Below are 17,663 nucleotides of genomic sequence, written 5' to 3'. Positions count from 1 at the left end.
CGTCGCTACAGCGCCACGCCCAGGAGAGCGTCGACGGCGCGTGAGACCACGCCGGGCGCGCTGATGTCGGTACCGCCCCGCTCCTCCTGGAGGGCGACCCAGCGGTCCACGGCGGCGAGGGCGGCCGGGGCGTCGAGGTCGTCGGCCAGGGCCTCGCGGATCTCCTCCACGAGGGCGTCGGCGGACGGGCCGTCGGGCCGCGACACGGCGGCGCGCCAGCGCCCGAGTCGGGCGACCGCGTCGGCCAGCACCTGGTCGGTCCACTCCCAGTCGGCCCGGTAGTGGTGGGCGAGCAGGGTCAGCCGGACGGCGGCGGGGTCGACGCCGTCGCGGCGCAGCGTGGAGACGAAGACGAGGTTGCCCTTGGACTTGGACATCTTCGCGCCGTGCAGGGCGACCATCCCGGCGTGCACGTAGGCCTTGGCCATGGGGAACGCGCCGGTGAGGACCTGGGCGTGCGAGGCGCCCATCTCGTGGTGCGGGAAGGCGAGGTCGGAGCCGCCGCCCTGGACGTCGAAGCCCATGCCGAGGTGGTCCAGCGCGATGGCGACGCACTCGATGTGCCAGCCGGGCCGGCCGGGGCCGAGAGAGGCGCCGTCCCAGCTGGGCTCGCCGGGCCGGGCGGCCATCCACAGCATCGGGTCCACCGGGTTCTTCTTGCCGGGCCGGTCGGGGTCGCCGCCGCGCTCGGCGGACAGCAGGCGCATGGCGGCGGCGTCGAGTCCGGAGACCCTGCCGAAGTTCGGGTCGGACTCGACGGAGAAGTAGATGTCCCCTTCGAGTTCGTAGGCGGCACCGAGATCGCGCAGTCGTTCGACGAGCGGCACGATGCCGGGTATCGCCTCGACGGCGCCGACGTAGTGCTGGGGCGGGAGCATCCGCAGAGCGGTCATGTCCTCGCGGAAGAGGGCGGTCTCCTTCTCGGCGAGGGCCACCCAGTCGAGGTCGTCGCGCCGGGCGCGTTCCAGCAGCGGGTCGTCGACGTCGGTGACGTTCTGGACGTAGTGAACCTGCCGCTTGGTGTCGAGCCACACGCGCTGCACGAGGTCGAACGCGTTGTACGTCGCCGCGTGCCCCATGTGGGTGGCGTCGTACGGGGTGATGCCGCACACGTAGATGCGGGCGACCGGACCGGGGTCGAGAGTGACCAGGCCGCCGGTCGCGGTGTCGTGGATCCTCAGGTCGCGGCCCTGACCGGGCAGGGCGGGGACCTCGGAAGCGGGCCAGGCATGCATGTCATGAGCCTAACCGGACCGGAGTTCGGTATACGAACCGGAGTGGGCCGAGTTGGCCGGGAAGGCCCTCTTGCGGGTTTCCGGGTGGTGTGCGGTCCACTCGCCGGCCGGACGGGCGGTGGGCCCCTCAGACCGGCGGCCAGGGGATGGCGGGCCACTCACCGCTCGGCTCCGGATGGGTCCCGGTGGTGAGCAGCGCGTCGACACGCGCGCGTGTGGCGTCGGTCTCGGCGGCGGTGATCAGGGGGGCCAGGGCCGCCGTCAGCTCCCCGCCGGGCTCCAGGGCCTCCCTGAGGCCCCTGAGGACCGTCAGGGCCTCCGCGGTCAGGGGCTCCCCCGCCCAGCCCCACAGCAGGGTGCGCAGCTTGTTCTCGACGTTGAAGGTGACGCCGTGGTCGATGCCGTAGAGCCGCCCGTCACCGGCGGGCAGCAGATGGCCGCCCTTGCGGTCGGCGTTGTTGATCACCGCGTCGAGGACGGCGAGCCGCCGCAGCCGTTCGTCGTCGGCGTGCACCAGCAGCGCGGTGCGGCCCTCCCCGACCTCGGCGAACCCGACCGCCTTCCAGCCCGGCGCGGGCTCCTCGCCGTCGACGAGGGCCAGCAGCTCGCCGCCGGGCTCGGCGTCGATCCACAGCTGGCACATGCCCTCGCCGTACGGGCCGTCGCGCAGCACGGTGGGCGGCACCAGGCCCCAGCCGGTCGCCTCGGAGACCGCGTGGGCGGCGGCCTCACGGCCGGCCAGCGTGCCGTCGGGAAAGTCCCACAGCGGCCGCTCGCCGGCGACCGGCTTGTAGACGCAGGCGGCCTCGCGGCCCTCGTACGCCACCGTGCAGTACAGGGCCGCGTTGGAGGCTTCCCGGATGCGCCCGCGCACGGTGAGCACGCCCTCGGCGAGCAGTCGCGCGGCGCTCACGCGCCGCGGCGGTATCCGTTCTGGCGCGGACATACGTGTCCTTCCGGGTCGAGCGGCAGACTGCACAGCGGGCACGGCGGCCGGCCGGCGTTGACGACGTCGAGGGCGCGTTTGGCGAAGGCCCTGGCCTGGGCGCCGGTGAGGCGGACCCGCAGCATCGGCGGGCCGTTCTCCTCGTCCTGCAGCAGCCGCTCCTCGGCCGCGGCGAGGTCCTCCTCGGTCTCGACGTCGAGCTCCACGAGGGCCTGCGCCTCGACGATCATGCGCTGTTCCTCGCCGTCCCAGGCGAGGGCCATGGTGCCGACCCGGAACTCCTCCTCGATCGGGGTGTCGAGGGGAGCGGTGTCGGTGATCTCCGAGGGGGCCACGGCGGGCACGGAGGCACTGCCCCCGCTGCGCCGCACGACCTCGTCCAAAAGCTCTTCCATGCGCTCCGCGAGCGCGGCGACCTGGGTCTTCTCCAACGCCACGCTGGTCACTCGGGGACCGGCCGTGGCCTGGAGGAAGAAGGTACGGCGCCCGGGCAGTCCGACCGTACCGGCCACGAAGCGGTCCGGGGGGTCGTAGAGGAACACCTGACGGGACACGTCCTGTCTCCATGGGATTCGTGGGTGCGTGCGGGGTTGGTGCGGCCGTCCATGCGGGCACGCGCGGGTGCGGACCGCTTCACCCTACTGCGGGACGATCACGGTGCGCCCGCGCCGCCCCCGACCGTGGCGTCCTCGGCGGGCGGCTCCTCGCGCGGCGCGAGGGAGGCGAAGTCGCCGGTGTCGCCCAGCCGCAGCAGAAAGGGGCGGGTCCGGGTGTAACGGATCGCTGTGATGGAACACGGTTCCACTGACACCCGCTGGAAGAGGTCGAGATGCAGTCCGAGCGCGTCCGCCACGAGCGACTTGATGATGTCGCCGTGCGAACACATCAGATAGACGGCGTCGGGGCCGTGGTCACGCTCCACGCGCGCGTTCCACTCACGCACCGCCTCGGCGGCGCGGGTCTGCATGGCCCGCATGGACTCGCCGCCGGGGAACGCGGCAGCGGACGGGTGCGCCTGGACGACCTGCATGAGCGGTTCGTCGTTCAGCTCGGCGAGTTTGCGGCCGCTCCAGTCGCCGTAGTCGCACTCGGTGATCCCCTCCTCGGTGTGCGGGCGCAGTGCCGGACGGGCGTCGAGGAGGGGCCCGATGGTCTCCCGGCAGCGCTGCAGGGGGCTGGTGACGACCTCGGCCAGAGGCAGGGCGGCGAGCCGTCCGGGCAGCGCGGCGGCCTGGGCGGCGCCGCGTTCGTCGAGGGCGACGCCGGGCGTACGGCCGGCGAGCACGCCCGAGGTGTTGGCGGTGGACCGGCCGTGCCGGACCAGGATCAGCGTGGGCATGCCGCCCAGGGTAGGCACACTCCCGGGTGCGGAGGCGGCCGGTCGGCGGGACAATTCGCTCCGTGATCGTCGACTGTGCCCTCTACCGCGAAGGACACCGCGCCGAGGCGGCCGGGGACCTCTCGGCCGCGCTGGCGGCGGCCCGGGCCACCGGCGGCTTCGTGTGGATCGGCCTGCACGAGCCGACGGAGCCGGAGTTCGACCGGGTCACCGAGGAGTTCGCGCTGCACCCGCTGGCCGTCGAGGACGCCCTCAAGGCGCACCAGCGGCCGAAGCTGGAGGTCTACGAGGACTCGCTGTTCCTGGTGCTCAAGCCGGTCGTGTACGAGCCGCACAGCGACACCGTGTCCTCCGGCGAGGTCATGGTGTTCCTCGGTGACTCCTTCGTGGTCACCGTCCGGCACGGAGAGGGGGCGCCGCTGGCCGCCGTGCGGCGCCGGCTGGAGGCCGACCCCGACATGCTCGCCGAGGGGCCCACGGCCGTGCTGTACGCGATCAGCGACGCCGTGGTCGACCACTACCTGGAGGTGGCGCGCGAGCTGCAGACCGACCTGGAGGAGCTGGAGGCGGAGGTGTTCTCCCCGGAGGTGGGCGGGTCGCGGAACACCGCCTCGCGGATCTACGGCTTCAAGCGGCAGGTCCTGGAGTTCCGCCGGGCGACCGGCCCGCTGGGGATGCCGCTGACGCGGCTGGCGGGCGGCGGGGGCCTCGGCGGTGCGGTGCCGTACGTGCGGGACACGGCGCGACCCTTCTTCCGGGACGTGCACGACCACCTGAACCGGGTCAACGACTCGGTGGAGGGCCTGGACCGGCTGGTCTCCGACGTGCTCTCGGCGCATCTGGCGCAGACCGGCGTACGGCAGAACGACGACATGCGGAAGATCTCCGCGTGGGCGGCCATGGCCGCGGTGCCCACGATGCTGGCCGGCGTCTACGGCATGAACTTCGAGCACATGCCGGAGCTGCGCTGGCCCTGGTCGTACCCGGCGCTGATCGCGCTGATGGCCGCCCTGGAGGTGCTGCTGTACCGGACCTTCAAGAGCCGGGGCTGGCTGTAGAGCCGGGGCCGGCCGTAGGTCAGACGAACTTGGCGGCCGGTGCCACAGGGCGGCCGAGCGGGTCGCGGCGCTCGGGCATCTCCAGGGACACCATGCGCCGCCAGCCCGCGAAGCGCTCCCACGCGTACACGGCGCGGACGCCGGCCGCGAGCACCGCCGACTTGGCCCGGGGCCAGCCGAGGAGGCGGCCCATGTGAGCGGTGACGGCGAGGCTGACGTCCCGGTAGACGCGGATCTCGGCGAGCGCGCACGCGCGCAGGGCGCCCTGGACGGCGCGGCCGTGCCCGGCGTGCGCGAGGCGCAGCAGTTCCTCGTGGCAGTAGGCGAGGTGGTTGTCCTCGTCGGCGGAGATCATGCGCACCGCGCGGCCGATGTCGGGGTGGTCGGCGAAGTGCTTGCGCAGCAGTTCCATCTGCTCCGAGGCGCGCTGTTCGGTGACCCTGCTGTGAGCGAGGTAGGTGACGATGTCCTGGACGGTGAGCGGGTGGTCGGCCCTGAGCCTCTCGTGCGCGAGGCCGATGCCCGCCCGTTCCAGGAGCATGGTGTAGTCGGTGTCGGGCGGGACCGGGACGGGTTCGAGACCGCGCTTCTTCAGCAGTGCGTTGAAGATGCGCCCGTGCTTTTCCTCGTCGGCGCCGTGGCGGGCGATCCTGGGGGCGAGGTCGCGCTCGTCCGGCGGGACGAGGGCGGCGATCCGGGCGTTCTCCCAGCCGCCCTGGGCCTCACCGCCGGCGGCGATCGAGCAGAACAGCGCGAAGGACTCGTCGTGGTCGAGGATCTCCTGGAACAGGCTCTTGGCCGACAGCATGGTGGGCACCTCTCTGCGTTCCGCAGGCTTCCGCGAAGACCGAGTCAAATGCGGCGGGGCGGGCCCTGCAACAGCAGGGTGCCGGCGGCTGGGCCGAAAGAAGGACGTGCCGGGTGCCGTCGGGGCGTAACCGGGCTCGCCCGGGCGCGTTGTTCCCGGTGACGGCCGTGGCGGGGAAGACCCCCGAGCCCCCACCACGGCCGCAGTGACCTTCCTCCCCGCTACGCCAGTCCGGCGCGCTCCAGCGCCGTCACGCCCGCGCGCAGGGAGGCGAGCCGCTCGTCGAGCGTGAAGCCGGCGGGGGCGAGGGTGAGGGTGGTGACGCCGGCCGCGGCGTAGGCGGCCATCCGGTCGGCGATCCGGTCGACCGAGCCCAGCAGCGTGGTGGCGTCGATCAGGTCGTGCGGTACGGCGGCGGCGGCGCCCTCCTTGTCGCCGGACAGGTACTTCTCCTGGATGTCGGCGGCGGCCTTCTCGTAGCCCATGCGACGGGCGAGCTGGTTGTAGAAGTTCTGCTTGAAACTGCCCATGCCGCCGACGTAGAGGGCGGTGTAGGGCCGGAAGGTGTCGGCGAGCCGCGCCACGTCCTGGTCGTCGCCGACGGCGAGCGGGAGCGTCGGGCAGACGTCGAAGCCTTCCATCGTCAGGCCCGCCTTCTCCCGGCCGGCCCGCAGGTGCTTCAGGGCGGTGTCCTCCAGGTGCTCGGCAGACGGGAAGATCAGCAGGGCTCCGTCGGCGATCTCGCCGGTCTGCTCCAGGTTCTTCGGGCCGATCGCGGCGATGTACAGCGGAATGTGCTCGCGCTGCGGGTGCACGGTGAGCTTGATCGGCTTGCCCGGCCCGCCCGGCAGGGGCAGCGTCCAGTGCTCGCCCTCGTGGGACAGGCGCTCGCGGGCCATGGCCTTGCGGACGATCTCGACGTACTCGCGGGTGCGGGACAGCGGCTTGTCGAACTTGACGCCGTACCACCCCTCGGAGACCTGCGGCCCGGAGACGCCGAGGCCGAGGCGGAAGCGGCCGCCGGAGAGGGAGTCGAGGGTCGCCGCCGTCATCGCGGTCATGGCGGGCTGGCGGGCGGGGATCTGGAAGATGGCCGAGCCGACGTCGATCCGCTCGGTCTGGGCGGCGACCCAGCTGAGCACGGTGGCCGCGTCCGAGCCGTAGGCCTCGGCGGCCCAGCAGACGGCGTACCCGAGGCGGTCGGCCTCCTGGGCGACGGCGAGGTTGTCCGCGTCCATCCCGGCACCCCAGTAGCCGAGGTTGATCCCTAGCTGCATGGCCGATTCCCCTTACTGATCAGTAACGACGCTGTCGTTCCGCACCCTAGCGCGGGCGGCTCCCGGGGACCGGCCCGGTGCGCCGCAGCGGGGCCCACCGGGCGGGAATTCCGTTGTCCACAGGCAACCCACGGCGCATATCTGGCCAGTAATCTCGGCGTTCATGGAGCAGAGGCATCTCGGCCGGACCGGCCTGCGCGTGTCCCGCATCGGGCTCGGCACCCTCACCTGGGGCCGGGACACCGACGAGCATGACGCCGCGGACCTGTTGAAGACCTTCTGGGAGGCCGGCGGCACCCTCGTCGACACGGCGGACGTGTACGGCGACGGGGAGGCCGAGTATCTGCTCGGGCGGCTGATCGACGGGCTGGTTCCGCGCCGGGAGGTGGTCATCGCCACCAAGGCGGGCAGCGTGCCCGACCCGGACCGCCGCGTCGACGGCTCCCGCGGGCATCTCCTCGCGGCCCTGGACGCCTCGCTGGACCGGCTGGGCACGGACCACGTCGACGTGTGGCACGTGCATGCCTTCGATCCGCACACCCCGTTGGAGGAGACCCTCCAGGCGCTGGACATAGCGGTCGCGAGCGGCCGCGCGCGCTACGCCGGCGTGTCCGGCTTCTGCGGCTGGCAGCTCGCCAAGGCGGGCACCTGGCAGCTGGCCGCGCCGGGGGCGCGGACCCGGCTGGCCAGTACGCAGATGGAGTACTCGCTGCTGCAGCGCGGCGTGGAGCGCGAGGTGCTGCCGGCCGCGCGGGACCTCGGGATCGGGCTGCTGCCGTCCTCCCCGCTGGGCCGGGGCGTGCTCACCGGGAAGTACCGGGGCGACGCCCTGCCGCCCGACTCGCGGGGCGCCTCGGAGCACTTCGCGCCGTTCGTGGAGCCGTATCTGGACGACACCGCGAGCCGGATCGTGGACGCGGTGACGACCGCGGCGGACGGGCTCGCGGTCACCCCGCTGCAGGTCGCGCTCGCCTGGGTGCGGGACCGGCCCGGAGTGACCGCCCCGGTCGTCGGCGCGCGCAACGCGCAGCAGCTCACGGCGGCTTTGTCAGTGGAGGCGCTTAGTCTTCCTGACGAGATCTGCCGGGCGCTCGACGATGTGTCGGCGCCCGTGCACCGCTATCCCGATCACGACTGGAGCACGCTGTGAGCACGGAACCGGAGACCACGCGGGACACGGAGCCGGAGGCCCCGGGGCTGCCGGAACCCGCGACCGGCGGCGGCGACAGGGCTCCGAGGGACACGTCCGACGCGTCGGACTCGGCGGACTCGCCGGACGCAGCGGACCCGCCGGAGGAGCCCGGCGCGGCGGGGACAGCCGGCGCGGCGGGCGCCGGGTCGGCCGCGGGGGACGGCGGCGCGGCGCAGCTCTCCGAGGCGGAGGCCGAACTCGCCGCCCAGCGGCTGGAGCGGGAACGCATCGAGCGGCGCAAGGCCGAGAAGGCGGGGCCCATCGCGAGCGGGACCGCACTGAGCGGGACGGCCGCCGATCTGCTCGCGGCCGTGCGGGCCGTGGAGAGCGGGGCGAAACCGCCGAGCACCGTGTTCGCCGAGCCACAGCCCGCGCCGCGCCGCCCCGCCCCCGCGCCGGAGCCGGCACGGCGCCCGCAGCCGGTGGCCGCCGGAGCCGCGGCCGCCCCCGCGCCCGCCGCGCAGACCGTCGCCGCGGTACGGGCGGTGCTGGCGTCCGGCGGAGCACCCGAGGCACTGGCCCCGCAGGTCGCCGCCGCGCTCGGTGATGGCGCCGACGACGCGCTGCGGTCGGACCCCTGGCAGTTGCTGCGGGTCGCCGGTGTGCGGCCCGAACAGGCCGACGGGTTCGCGCGGGCCCTGCTCGGCGCGGAGTGCCGCCCGGACGACGAGCGCAGGGGCCGCGCGGTGACGGTGTGGCTGCTGGAGCAGGCGGCCCTCGCCGGGCACACCGCGCTGGAGCTGCCCGCGCTGACCGCCGCGCTGGGCCGGCAGGGCGTTCCGGACGCCGACGCGGCCGTACAGAGCACCCTTGCGGAGGGCGAGGCGCTGGTCTTCCAGGACGCGCTGGACGAACCCGGTACGCCGACCGCACCCGCCCCGCGGCCGTCCGAGGGCTCCGAGCGGCCCGGGGACCGCGAACGGACCCCCGTCGGCGGAGGAGACGGAGGCGACGCGGGCTACGAGGGCGACACGGACCACGAGGACGGCGAGGACGGCGAGGCCCGCCCGGTCCGGGTGCTGGTCGGTCTGGAGCGGTACGCGCTCGCGGAGGAGAGCCTCGCCGACGGCCTGACCCGGATCGCCAACTCGCTCAGCGAGGAGGACACCGCCCGGTGGGAGCGGGCGGCGTCCGACGCGTCCGGCAGCGCGGCGGAGCTGATCCGGGCCGTCGCCGGACACGGCCTCGTGCTGCACACCGGCGGCGAGGCGGCGCGTGCCGAACCGGCCGCGCTGGTCGCCGCGGCCCGTTCCCTGGGCCTGCGCGCGGTCGCGGCCTGCCACACCCCGGACGGCGCGCGGCGGCTCACGGATCTGCTCGACGGGGCCGAGGACGGCACCGTCGTCACCGTGCACGACCTGCTCTCCGGAGCCGAGGGACCCGGCCGGGACGCCGACGGGGCGCTGGCCGTGGACCTCCTGGTGGTGCTGGACGCGCCCCAGCTGGACGTGGAGGGCGCGGCCGTGATCGCGGAGTCGCTGCCGGACGGGGCCCGGCTGGTGTTCAGCGGGGACCCGGCGCTGCTGTGGTCGGCCGGTCCGGGCCGGGTGTTCGCCGATCTGCTCACCGCGCGCGCGTGCCCGCAGATCGCCTCCCGCACCCCCGACCCGGGGCCGGTCGGTGAACTGGTCTCCGGGATCGGCGTCGGTGAGCTGAACCAGGTGGCGGCTCCCGGCAAGGAGATCGTGATCGTGCCGGTGCGGGACGCCGGTGAGGCCGTGCACCGGACGGTGCAGCTCGTTGCCGACTCGGTGCCCCGGGCCCTCGGGGTGCCACCGGAGCAGACGGTGGTGATCACGCCGGGCCACGGAGGCGCGGCGGGCACCCGGGCGCTCAACGCCGCGCTGAAAGAACGGCTGAATCCCGGCCCCGGCCGGTTCGCCGGCTTCGACCCCGGCGACCGGATCGCCTACTCCCCCGCGCCGGGCCGTACGGTCCCGGGTCAGGTCGTGGGGGCCGACGCGGAGGGACTGCGCCTGACGTGCGCGGGGACCTCCGTCGTCGTACCGAAGGAGCGGGTGGAGCAGTCCGTGCGGCACGGGTGGGCGCTGACCGCGCACCAGGCGGTCGGCGGCCGCTGGCCGGCGGCCGTTGTGGTGCTGCCCGGCGATGCGGCCCCGTTGCTGTCCCGCCCCTGGGTGTACACGGCCTTCGGCCGCGCCGAACGCCATCTGTCCGTCGTGCACGGTGTCGAGCAGGCCCTTGCCGCGGCGGTCGCCGGAGTTGCGGCCAAGCCCCGCACCACCCGCCTGCCGGCCCTTCTGCGCACCCAGCCCTGAGAGAAAGACCGGGAGCGCCCCTTCCGGGGCGCCCCTCGCGCCTACGGCTCCTCGACGTCCGCCACGTCCTCGCCGTCCACGGCGTCCTCGTCGTCCAGGGCGTCGCCGTCGTCCTCGGTGTCCGCCTCGTCCCCGTCCTCGTCGTCGAGGGCCCGCTCCAGCCCGTCGTCCGCGTCGTCGAACACCGCGCTGACGTCGAACCGGCAGATCACGCGCTGCGGATCGAGCTGTTCGAAGGGCGTCTCCAGCCACTCGCCGGGCTCGGCGGCCTCCTCCGCGGCGAGCACCCAGAGAGTGGAGTCGCCCTCCTCCAGGCCGAACTCCTTGTGCCGGGAGGCGATCTCGTCCGGCTCGTACTCGCCGAAGAGCACCCCCAGCGCCCCGGGCACGGTGTCCGTGTCCGCGCCGTCCTCGTCGTCCGCCGCCTCCACGCGCTGCGCCTGGGCCAGCAGGCGCTGCGGTTCGCCCACGGTGTAGTCGCGGCGGATCAGGACGCTCAGCGCACTCGGTTCCTCGGGCCCCGCGTAGGGCGGCAGCGCGTCCTCCGCCGCGGGGATCTCGAAGGGCGTGACCTCGTCGTACCGGTCGTAGAGGAGCTCGTCGTACACCTCGGCGGCCGCGGCCAGCTCGTTGAACGCCTCGTAGACGGCCGGGTCGTCCTCGCCCGACCGGCGTTCGACCGCGGCCAGGTGGCGGTCGAGCGCGGTCTTGACCGCCTCGGCGGCGGCGCGTACCTCGGCAGCGGTGGGCTGCGCAGCATCAGACATAGTGCAGACGCTATCCGTACCGGGGGCCGGCCCGCACAATAGATGCGATGCCGGAATACGAATTTGTCGACGTGTTCGTACCGCGCGGGGTCTCCCGCAAGGAGGCGACACGTCTGCTGACGGACCATGCGGAGTACGGACACTGGGAGTTGCACCGTCTGAGCCTGCTGCGCGACGGCAGCCGCAAGGTGCGGTTGCGCCGGCGGATCATCCGCCAGGTGCGCGCCACGTGGTGAGCCGAGACGGGAGCGGGGCCCGGCCGAAGTGGCCGGACCCCGCTTCGTCGTGTGCCGTGCTACACGGACTGGCGGGCCCGGCGGTAGAGGATCGTGCCCGCGAGCAGTGCGCCCGCGCCGGCGGGCAGGACGAGCCCCAGCGGGACGTCGCCGCCGGTGTGCGCGAGCTGCTCCGGACCGGTCTCCCGAGCCGCGGAGGAGGCACCGGTGGGCGTCAGATGCCGGGGGGCGGGGGCGTCGGCCTGGACCGGCTCGCCCTGGCTGCCGACTCCGCCGGGGGCGTCGTGACCGCCCGGGGTGCCGGGCTGGTGCTTCGAGCCGCCCGGCGGCGTGCCGTGGTGGACGCCCGGGCCGCTCTCGCAGTCGTTGCCGAACGCCCCGTTGCCGACGCCGACCACGTTCACGCTGTTGCCGCACACGTTCACCGGCACGTCGATCGGGGCCTGGACGTGGTTTCCGGAGCCGATGCCGGGGGAACCGCCGGTGTGTCCGCCCGCCTGCGCGCCCCCGGAGCCGCCGTGCGCCCCGGAGCCGCCGTGCGTGCCTGAGCCGCCGTGCGTGCCTGAGCCGCCGTGCGTGCCTGAGCCGCCCTGCTCACTCTGGCTGCCGGAGCCGCTGCCGGAGCTGCCGGATCCGCTGCCGCCGGTGCCGGTGTGCGCCGAGCCGGTGTTGGCGCACGAGTTGCCGACCGCCGGGTTGAGGATGCCGACGACGTCCACGGTGTTCCCGCAGACGTTGACCGGGGCGTTCACCGGCGCCTGCACGGTGTTGCCGGAGAGCACGCCGGGGGAATCCGAGGTGGCCCCCATGGCACCGGAATCGGCCTGGGCGTATCCGCCTGCGGCGGCGATCACCCCCGTGGCCGCCGCCATCGTCATAAGGCCTTTCCGGGTGACCTGTCGCATATGCTGAATCCCTGCTTCCGTCCGTCCTCGACACTCACGGAAATGTTCGTGACATCAGTTTCTGAAAAACCGGCGGCCCCGGAGCGCATGGCGCACGCCCCGGGGCCGCCGATGTGGACGACCCCCTCAGCGGGCGTACGTCACTGGTTGACGCAGGTGTTGCCGAAGGCGGGGTTCAGCAGCCCGATCACGGAGACCGTGTTGCCGCAGACGTTCACCGGGATGTGCACGGGCACCTGAACGACGTTGCCGGAGGCGACGCCCGGGGAGTGCACGGCGGCACCCTGAGCACCCGCGTCGGCAACGGCCAGGCCCGCGCCCGCGAGAACCAGCCCACCAGTGGCAGCCGCAGCAGCGACGACCTTCTTGATCATTATTCCTCCTTGTTGGCAATGCGATCCCAAGCAGCGGACCACGTCACCAGTAACGAGGAGGGGATATTGGGGCTACGAGCCCATGGTCGCATTCACTCTCCCCAGTCATTTTCCGTACACGCGACCGAATAACTGAAGTCCCTTTCCCGAGGGAGAATTCAGACCGGCGGGCGGTTCAGGAGGCGTCGATGAAGCGGTCGAGCACCCGTACGCCGAACCGGAGTCCGTCCACCGGCACCCGCTCGTCGACACCGTGGAACATGCCGGCGAAGTCCAGCTCCGGCGGCAGCTTCAGCGGGGCGAAGCCGAACCCGCGGATGCCGAGGTCGTCGAAGGACTTGGCGTCGGTGCCGCCCGAGAGCATGTACGGGACGGCCTTCGCGGTGGGGTCCTCGGCGAGCAGCGCGGACTGCATGGCGTCGACCAGCGCGCCGTCGAAGGAGGTCTCCAGCGCCTTGTCGGAGTGCACGTCCTCGCGGCTGACCCGGGGGCCGAGGAGGCGGTCCAGGTCGGCGAGGAACTCCTCCTCGTGGCCGGGCAGGAACCGCCCGTCGAGGTGGGCCGTGGCCTCGCCGGGGATGACGTTGACCTTGTAACCGGCGCCGAGCTGGGTGGGGTTGGCGGTGTTGCTGAGGGTCGCGCCGATGAGCTTGGCGATGCCGCCCAGCCGGGCGAGGGTGGACTCCATGTCCTCCGGGTCCAGTTCGGTGCCGAGGGCGTCGCCGAGCTCGTCCAGGAAGGCCCGGGTGGTCTTGGTGACGCGCACCGGGAAGGTGTGCCGGCCGACCCGGGCGACCGCCTCCGACAGCTCGGTGATGGCGTTGTCCCGGTGGATCATCGAGCCGTGCCCGGCGGTGCCGGCGACGGTCAGCTTCATCCAGTGCATGCCCTTCTCGGCCGTCTGGATGAGGTAGAGCCGTCGCTGCTCGCTCACCGTGAAGGAGAAGCCGCCGACCTCGCTGATGGCCTCGGTGACGCCCTCGAAGAGGTCCGGGTGGTGGTCGACGAGGTGCCGGGCGCCGTAGGTGCCGCCCGCCTCCTCGTCGGCGAGGAAGGCGAGCACGATGTCGCGCGGGGGCCGGCGGCCGCTGCGCAGCCGGTCGCGTACGACGGCGAGGGTCATGGCGTCCATGTCCTTCATGTCGACGGCGCCGCGTCCCCACACGCAGCCGTCGGCGACCTCGCCGGAGAAGGGGTGGTGGGTCCAGTCGACGGCGTTCGCCGGTACGACGTCGAGGTGGCCGTGGATGAGCAGCGCGGGCCGGGACGGGTCCTCGCCCTCGATGCGGGCCACCGTGGAGGCCCGGCCCGGATGGGATTCGAAGATCTCCGGTTCCAGGCCGACCTCGGCGAGCTTCCCGGCGACGTACTCGGCCGCCGCGCGCTCGCCGGGCCCCGAGTGGTCGCCGTAGTTGCTGGTGTCGAACTGGATCAGCTCGCGGCACAGGTCCACGACCTCGTCCTCGCCGGTGACGCCCCTGGCCGAGTCGGTCTCGCTCACGCTGCTTCCTCCCGCTGTCGCTGCTGGTGGTTCCCTTCATCCTCCCTCCCCCGCCCCCGGCCGGGCACGCCCCCGGGGGCAGCCCGTGATCGGGCACCTCCGAAAGCCTGGTAATGTTTACCTCGTCGCCGCGGGTGAGACCCCGACGACAGACACCTTGTCCGGGTGGCGGAATGGCAGACGCGCTAGCTTGAGGTGCTAGTGCCCTTTATCGGGCGTGGGGGTTCAAGTCCCCCCTCGGACACTTGAACGGCGAGGGCCGCGACGCGAGTCGCGGCCCTCGCTCGTTGTCGTCCCCGGCGAGGTGGGGCAGCGCGGGGCGGCACAATGGTGGCCATGGCCCGTCGCACCGCTCGTCCCGCCCGTCCTCCGCGTTCCGCTCCCCCCGCGAGTCCGGCCGCGTGCCCGTGCGGATCGGCCGAGCCGTACGACGCGTGCTGCGGCCGGCTCCACCGCGGGGAGGCCGCCGCGCCGACGGCGGAGCGGCTGATGCGGTCGCGGTACAGCGCGTTCGTGTGCGGCGATGCGGACTACCTGCTGCGGACCTGGCACCCGCGGACCCGGCCGGCGCGGCTGGAGCTGGATCCGGGGACCCGCTGGACGGGGCTGGAGATCCTGGCGACCGCGGACGGCACGGCGTTCCACACCACCGGGACCGTGGAGTTCCGGGCGTCACACCGGGGCGGTGCGCTGCGCGAGCGCAGCCGGTTCGAGCGGGTGGACGGGGCCTGGGTGTACGTCGACGGGGAGTTCCCCGAGGCCGGGGACGTCCCCGGCAGGTGAAACCCGCGGTGAGATCCGCGCCGCAGCCGGCGCCGGGCGTGCGGGTGCCGCAGGGCGCGCTACGGGGCCAGGATGTCCAGTTCCTGGAGTGCGCCCACCGTGATCTCCCGGGTCAGCTGTTCGGCGCGGGCCGCGTCGCCCTCACGGACGGCGGCGGCGACCTGCACGTGCAGGGTGACGGCGGCCGGATCGGGGTCCTCGAACATCACCTCGTGCTGTGTACGGCCGGTCAGCACCTCCGCGACGACATCGCCGAGCCGGGCGAACATCTCGTTGCCGGAGGCGGCGAGGACGACCCGGTGGAACGCCACGTCGTGGAGCAGATAGCCCTCCAGGCGGTGGCCGCGCGAGTGGGCCACCATGCCGAGCGCCGCCGCGGTCAGCTCGGCACACTGCTCGGCCGTGGCGTGCCGGGCGGCCAGACCTGCCGCCACCGGTTCGACGGCCGAGCGCAGCACGGTGAGCGAACGCAGCTGCCGGGGGCGGTCGGCGCCGGCCAGCCGCCAGCGGATGACCTGCGGGTCGTACACGTTCCACTCGTTCTGCGGGAGCACCGTCACGCCCACCCGGCGCCGCGACTCGACGAGGTGCATGGACTCCAGTACCCGGACCGCCTCGCGCATCACCGAGCGTGAGACGTCGAAACGCTGGGCGAGTTCATCGGTGCGCAGAACGCTGCCCGGCGGGTACTCGCCCGCGGTGATCGCGGGGCCGAGGGTGTCGAGTACATGGCCGTGCAGACCTCGGCCCGGTGTGGTCATGCACACAGAGTACGGGGTACGTCACGGGCTCAAAAAGTCAGACTTATTTGAAGCTGACTCTTGAATTCGTCGTACCTATGGGTTTCAGTACAGGGCGACGCCGGACGGCCCGGCGTCGATGGCGAGGAAGACAGCGAGGCAGCATGCTTACCCCTCACGTCGTCGTGGTGATGGGCGTCTCCGGCACGGGCAAGACCACGATCGGTCCGCTGGTCGCCGCCCGGCTCGGTGTTCCCTACGCCGAGGGAGACGCGTTCCATCCGCCGGCCAACATCGCCAAGATGTCGGACGGTGTCCCCCTCGGCGACGAGGACCGGTGGCCCTGGCTGGACGCCATCGGGGCCTGGGCACACAGCCGCTCGGGGCTGGGCGGCGTGGTCAGCTGCTCCGCGCTGAAGCGGTCGTACCGCGACCGGCTGCGGGCCGCCGCCCCCGACGTGCTGTTCCTGCACCTCACGGGCGACCGGGAGCTGATCGCGGGCCGGATGGGGCAGCGGCGGGGGCACTTCATGCCGACCGCGCTGCTGGACTCCCAGTTCGCCACGCTCCAGCCGCTCGCGGCGGACGAGGCGGGCGTGTCCGTCGACGTCGGCGGCAGCCCCGAGGAGATCGCCGACCGGGCCGTCCGGGCCCTGGACCGGCTCCCCGACACCGCCGTGTAGTACCCGCGGGCGCCCCACCACCGAGAAGTACCTGCCGGCACCTCCACCGCCGCGCAGTGGACCTCCCCTGCCCGCATCCCCGTAAACCCGTAGCCCTGTACTCCGTACCTGCAAGGGAACCCCGTGACCAGACTCAGAGTCGAGATGCTGGCAGCGGACACCGTCGAGCCGATCACCTCGGCCGGCCATGCCCGGCTGGGCGTCGCCGTGCTGGCCGGCATCGCCGTCATCGTCCTGCTCATCACCAAGTTCAAGCTCCACGCCTTCCTGTCGCTCACCATCGGCTCGCTCGCGCTGGGCGCGTTCGCCGGTGCGCCACTGGACAAGGCGATATCCAGCTTCACCGCCGGGCTCGGCGCCACGGTGGCCGGCGTGGGCGTGCTGATCGCCCTGGGCGCGATCCTCGGCAAGCTGCTCGCGGACTCGGGCGGCGCCGACCAGATCGTCGACACGATCCTGGCCAAGGCGGGTGGCCGGGCCATGCCGTGGGCGATGGTGCTGATCGCCTCGGTGATCGGGCTGCCGCTGTTCTTCGAGGTCGGCGTGGTACTGCTGATCCCCGTCGTGCTGATGGTCGCCCGGCGCGGCAACTACTCGCTCATGCGGATCGGGATTCCGGCCCTGGCCGGTCTGTCCGTGATGCACGGCCTGGTGCCGCCGCACCCCGGCCCCCTGGTCGCCATCGACGCGGTCGGGGCCGACCTGGGGGTGACCCTGGCGCTGGGTGTCCTGGTCGCCGTCCCGACGGTCGTCGTCGCCGGTCCGCTGTTCTCCCGCTACGCGGCCCGTTGGGTGGACGTGCCGGCGCCGGACGGGCTGGTCCCGCAGCGCGCGTCGGAGGATCTGGCGCGGCGCCCCGGCTTCGGCGCCACGCTGGCGACGATCCTGCTGCCGGTCGTGCTGATGCTGTCCAAGGCACTGGTCGACATCGTCGTGGACGACCCGGAGCACACCGTGCAGCGCGTCTTCGACGTGGTCGGCTCACCGCTGATCGCCCTGCTCGCGGCCGTGATCGTCGGCATCTTCACGCTCGGCAGGCCGGCCGGGTTCTCCAGGGAGCGGATCTCCGGCCTGGTCGACAAGGGGCTCGCGCCGATCGCGGGCATCCTGCTGATCGTCGGCGCGGGCGGCGGCTTCAAGCAGACCCTGATCGACTGCGGGGTGGGCCGGATGGTCCTGGACATCTCCGAGGACTGGTCGATCCCGGCGCTGCTGCTGGCCTGGCTGATCGCCGTGGTCATCCGGCTGGCCACCGGCTCCGCGACCGTGGCGACCGTGTCGGCGGCCGGTCTGGTGGCGCCGCTTGCCGCCGACATGTCGACCACCCACGCGGCCCTGCTGGTCCTCGCCATCGGCGCCGGCTCGCTCTTCTTCAGCCATGTCAACGACGCCGGGTTCTGGCTGGTCAAGGAGTACTTCGGGGTCAGTGTCGGGCAGAACCTGAAGACCTGGTCCGCGATGGAGACGATCATCTCGGTGGTCGCGGGCGGCCTCGTCCTGCTGCTCTCGCTGATCATCTAGCCGGAGGTCCGGGGACACG

General features: G+C 73.1%; 18 protein-coding genes and 1 tRNA gene. 8 read left to right on the top strand and 11 right to left on the bottom strand.

The window, feature by feature from the left end:
• Positions 1 to 5 precede the first annotated feature (5 nt).
• The 4 genes from mshC to AC3ET3_RS09670 form a co-directional block, all read right to left on the bottom strand.
• Positions 6 to 1,235 (bottom strand): cysteine--1-D-myo-inosityl 2-amino-2-deoxy-alpha-D-glucopyranoside ligase, encoded by a 1,230-nt coding sequence (mshC, locus tag AC3ET3_RS09685; protein ID WP_432134562.1) that lies wholly within the window; start codon positions 1,233 to 1,235, stop codon positions 6 to 8.
• A gap of 127 nt (positions 1,236 to 1,362) precedes the next feature.
• Complete coding sequence (locus tag AC3ET3_RS09680) at positions 1,363 to 2,181, bottom strand: SCO1664 family protein (RefSeq protein ID WP_435611975.1); 819 nt, start codon at positions 2,179 to 2,181, stop codon at positions 1,363 to 1,365.
• Positions 2,145 to 2,735, bottom strand: a complete 591-nt coding sequence (locus AC3ET3_RS09675) for a DUF3090 domain-containing protein (protein WP_432134564.1) — start codon at positions 2,733 to 2,735, stop codon at positions 2,145 to 2,147. The genes AC3ET3_RS09680 and AC3ET3_RS09675 overlap by 37 nt, the downstream gene beginning before the upstream one ends.
• Positions 2,736 to 2,833: 98 nt before the next feature.
• The gene (locus AC3ET3_RS09670; protein ID WP_432134565.1) at positions 2,834 to 3,520 is read right to left on the bottom strand and encodes a histidine phosphatase family protein; all 687 of its coding nucleotides are present in this window, start codon (positions 3,518 to 3,520) and stop codon (positions 2,834 to 2,836) included.
• A 62-nt stretch (positions 3,521 to 3,582) separates the two neighbouring features.
• On the opposite strand from AC3ET3_RS09670, the gene AC3ET3_RS09665 reads away from it, so the two are divergent.
• On the top strand, positions 3,583 to 4,578 hold the full coding sequence (locus AC3ET3_RS09665) for a magnesium and cobalt transport protein CorA (RefSeq protein ID WP_432134566.1): 996 nt from the start codon (positions 3,583 to 3,585) through the stop codon (positions 4,576 to 4,578).
• A gap of 19 nt (positions 4,579 to 4,597) precedes the next feature.
• On the opposite strand, the gene AC3ET3_RS09660 is transcribed toward AC3ET3_RS09665, so the two are convergent.
• Together AC3ET3_RS09660 and AC3ET3_RS09655 are read right to left on the bottom strand one after the other, a co-directional pair.
• Positions 4,598 to 5,386, bottom strand: a complete 789-nt coding sequence (locus AC3ET3_RS09660; RefSeq protein WP_435611974.1) for a ferritin-like domain-containing protein — start codon at positions 5,384 to 5,386, stop codon at positions 4,598 to 4,600.
• Between the two features lie 221 nt (positions 5,387 to 5,607).
• Positions 5,608 to 6,663 carry an LLM class F420-dependent oxidoreductase gene (locus AC3ET3_RS09655; protein WP_432134568.1) on the bottom strand — a complete coding sequence of 352 codons (1,056 nt, stop codon included), beginning with the start codon at positions 6,661 to 6,663 and terminating at the stop codon, positions 5,608 to 5,610.
• A 163-nt stretch (positions 6,664 to 6,826) separates the two neighbouring features.
• On the opposite strand from AC3ET3_RS09655, the gene AC3ET3_RS09650 reads away from it, so the two are divergent.
• Positions 6,827 to 7,813, top strand: a complete 987-nt coding sequence (locus AC3ET3_RS09650; RefSeq protein WP_432134569.1) for an aldo/keto reductase — start codon at positions 6,827 to 6,829, stop codon at positions 7,811 to 7,813.
• Positions 7,810 to 10,134, top strand: coding sequence for a helix-hairpin-helix domain-containing protein (locus tag AC3ET3_RS09645; RefSeq protein WP_435611973.1), 2,325 nt, complete (start codon positions 7,810 to 7,812; stop codon positions 10,132 to 10,134). The genes AC3ET3_RS09650 and AC3ET3_RS09645 overlap by 4 nt, the downstream gene beginning before the upstream one ends.
• Before the next feature lie 41 nt (positions 10,135 to 10,175).
• Here the strand turns inward: AC3ET3_RS09645 and AC3ET3_RS09640 are convergent, their stop codons facing one another.
• Positions 10,176 to 10,901 (bottom strand): hypothetical protein, encoded by a 726-nt coding sequence (locus AC3ET3_RS09640; protein ID WP_432134571.1) that lies wholly within the window; start codon positions 10,899 to 10,901, stop codon positions 10,176 to 10,178.
• Between the two features lie 47 nt (positions 10,902 to 10,948).
• Here AC3ET3_RS09640 and AC3ET3_RS09635 point away from each other — a divergent pair, with 47 nt between their 5' ends.
• Positions 10,949 to 11,137, top strand: coding sequence for a DUF5703 family protein (locus AC3ET3_RS09635; protein WP_432134572.1), 189 nt, complete (start codon positions 10,949 to 10,951; stop codon positions 11,135 to 11,137).
• Between the two features lie 59 nt (positions 11,138 to 11,196).
• Here the strand turns inward: AC3ET3_RS09635 and AC3ET3_RS09630 are convergent, their stop codons facing one another.
• From AC3ET3_RS09630 to AC3ET3_RS09620, 3 genes are all read right to left on the bottom strand, one after another.
• Entirely contained in the window at positions 11,197 to 12,042 is an 846-nt protein-coding gene (locus AC3ET3_RS09630; protein ID WP_435611972.1) for a chaplin, read from the bottom strand.
• 140 nt (positions 12,043 to 12,182) lie between these two features.
• Complete coding sequence (gene chpH / locus AC3ET3_RS09625; RefSeq protein WP_432134574.1) at positions 12,183 to 12,416, bottom strand: chaplin ChpH; 234 nt, start codon at positions 12,414 to 12,416, stop codon at positions 12,183 to 12,185.
• 175 nt (positions 12,417 to 12,591) lie between these two features.
• Positions 12,592 to 13,917, bottom strand: coding sequence for a M20/M25/M40 family metallo-hydrolase (locus tag AC3ET3_RS09620; RefSeq protein ID WP_432134575.1), 1,326 nt, complete (start codon positions 13,915 to 13,917; stop codon positions 12,592 to 12,594).
• 159 nt (positions 13,918 to 14,076) lie between these two features.
• Between AC3ET3_RS09620 and AC3ET3_RS09615 the strand changes: the two genes are divergently transcribed.
• Positions 14,077 to 14,161 (top strand) — tRNA-Leu (locus AC3ET3_RS09615).
• A gap of 92 nt (positions 14,162 to 14,253) precedes the next feature.
• Positions 14,254 to 14,700: a YchJ family protein gene (locus AC3ET3_RS09610; protein WP_432155678.1), complete on the top strand. Its 447-nt coding sequence runs from the start codon at positions 14,254 to 14,256 to the stop codon at positions 14,698 to 14,700.
• Positions 14,701 to 14,759: 59 nt separating this feature from the next.
• Here the strand turns inward: AC3ET3_RS09610 and AC3ET3_RS09605 are convergent, their stop codons facing one another.
• Positions 14,760 to 15,461 carry a FadR/GntR family transcriptional regulator gene (locus AC3ET3_RS09605; RefSeq protein WP_432134577.1) on the bottom strand — a complete coding sequence of 234 codons (702 nt, stop codon included), beginning with the start codon at positions 15,459 to 15,461 and terminating at the stop codon, positions 14,760 to 14,762.
• Positions 15,462 to 15,604: 143 nt separating this feature from the next.
• On the opposite strand from AC3ET3_RS09605, the gene AC3ET3_RS09600 reads away from it, so the two are divergent.
• Together AC3ET3_RS09600 and AC3ET3_RS09595 are read left to right on the top strand one after the other, a co-directional pair.
• Complete coding sequence (locus AC3ET3_RS09600; RefSeq protein ID WP_432134578.1) at positions 15,605 to 16,123, top strand: gluconokinase; 519 nt, start codon at positions 15,605 to 15,607, stop codon at positions 16,121 to 16,123.
• 123 nt (positions 16,124 to 16,246) lie between these two features.
• Positions 16,247 to 17,644: a GntP family permease gene (locus AC3ET3_RS09595; protein ID WP_432134579.1), complete on the top strand. Its 1,398-nt coding sequence runs from the start codon at positions 16,247 to 16,249 to the stop codon at positions 17,642 to 17,644.
• Positions 17,645 to 17,663: the final 19 nt, after the last annotated feature.

It is taken from the genome of Streptomyces sp. bgisy159, from assembly GCF_057707805.1.
This window is presented reverse-complemented; position numbering and strand designations above follow the sequence as displayed.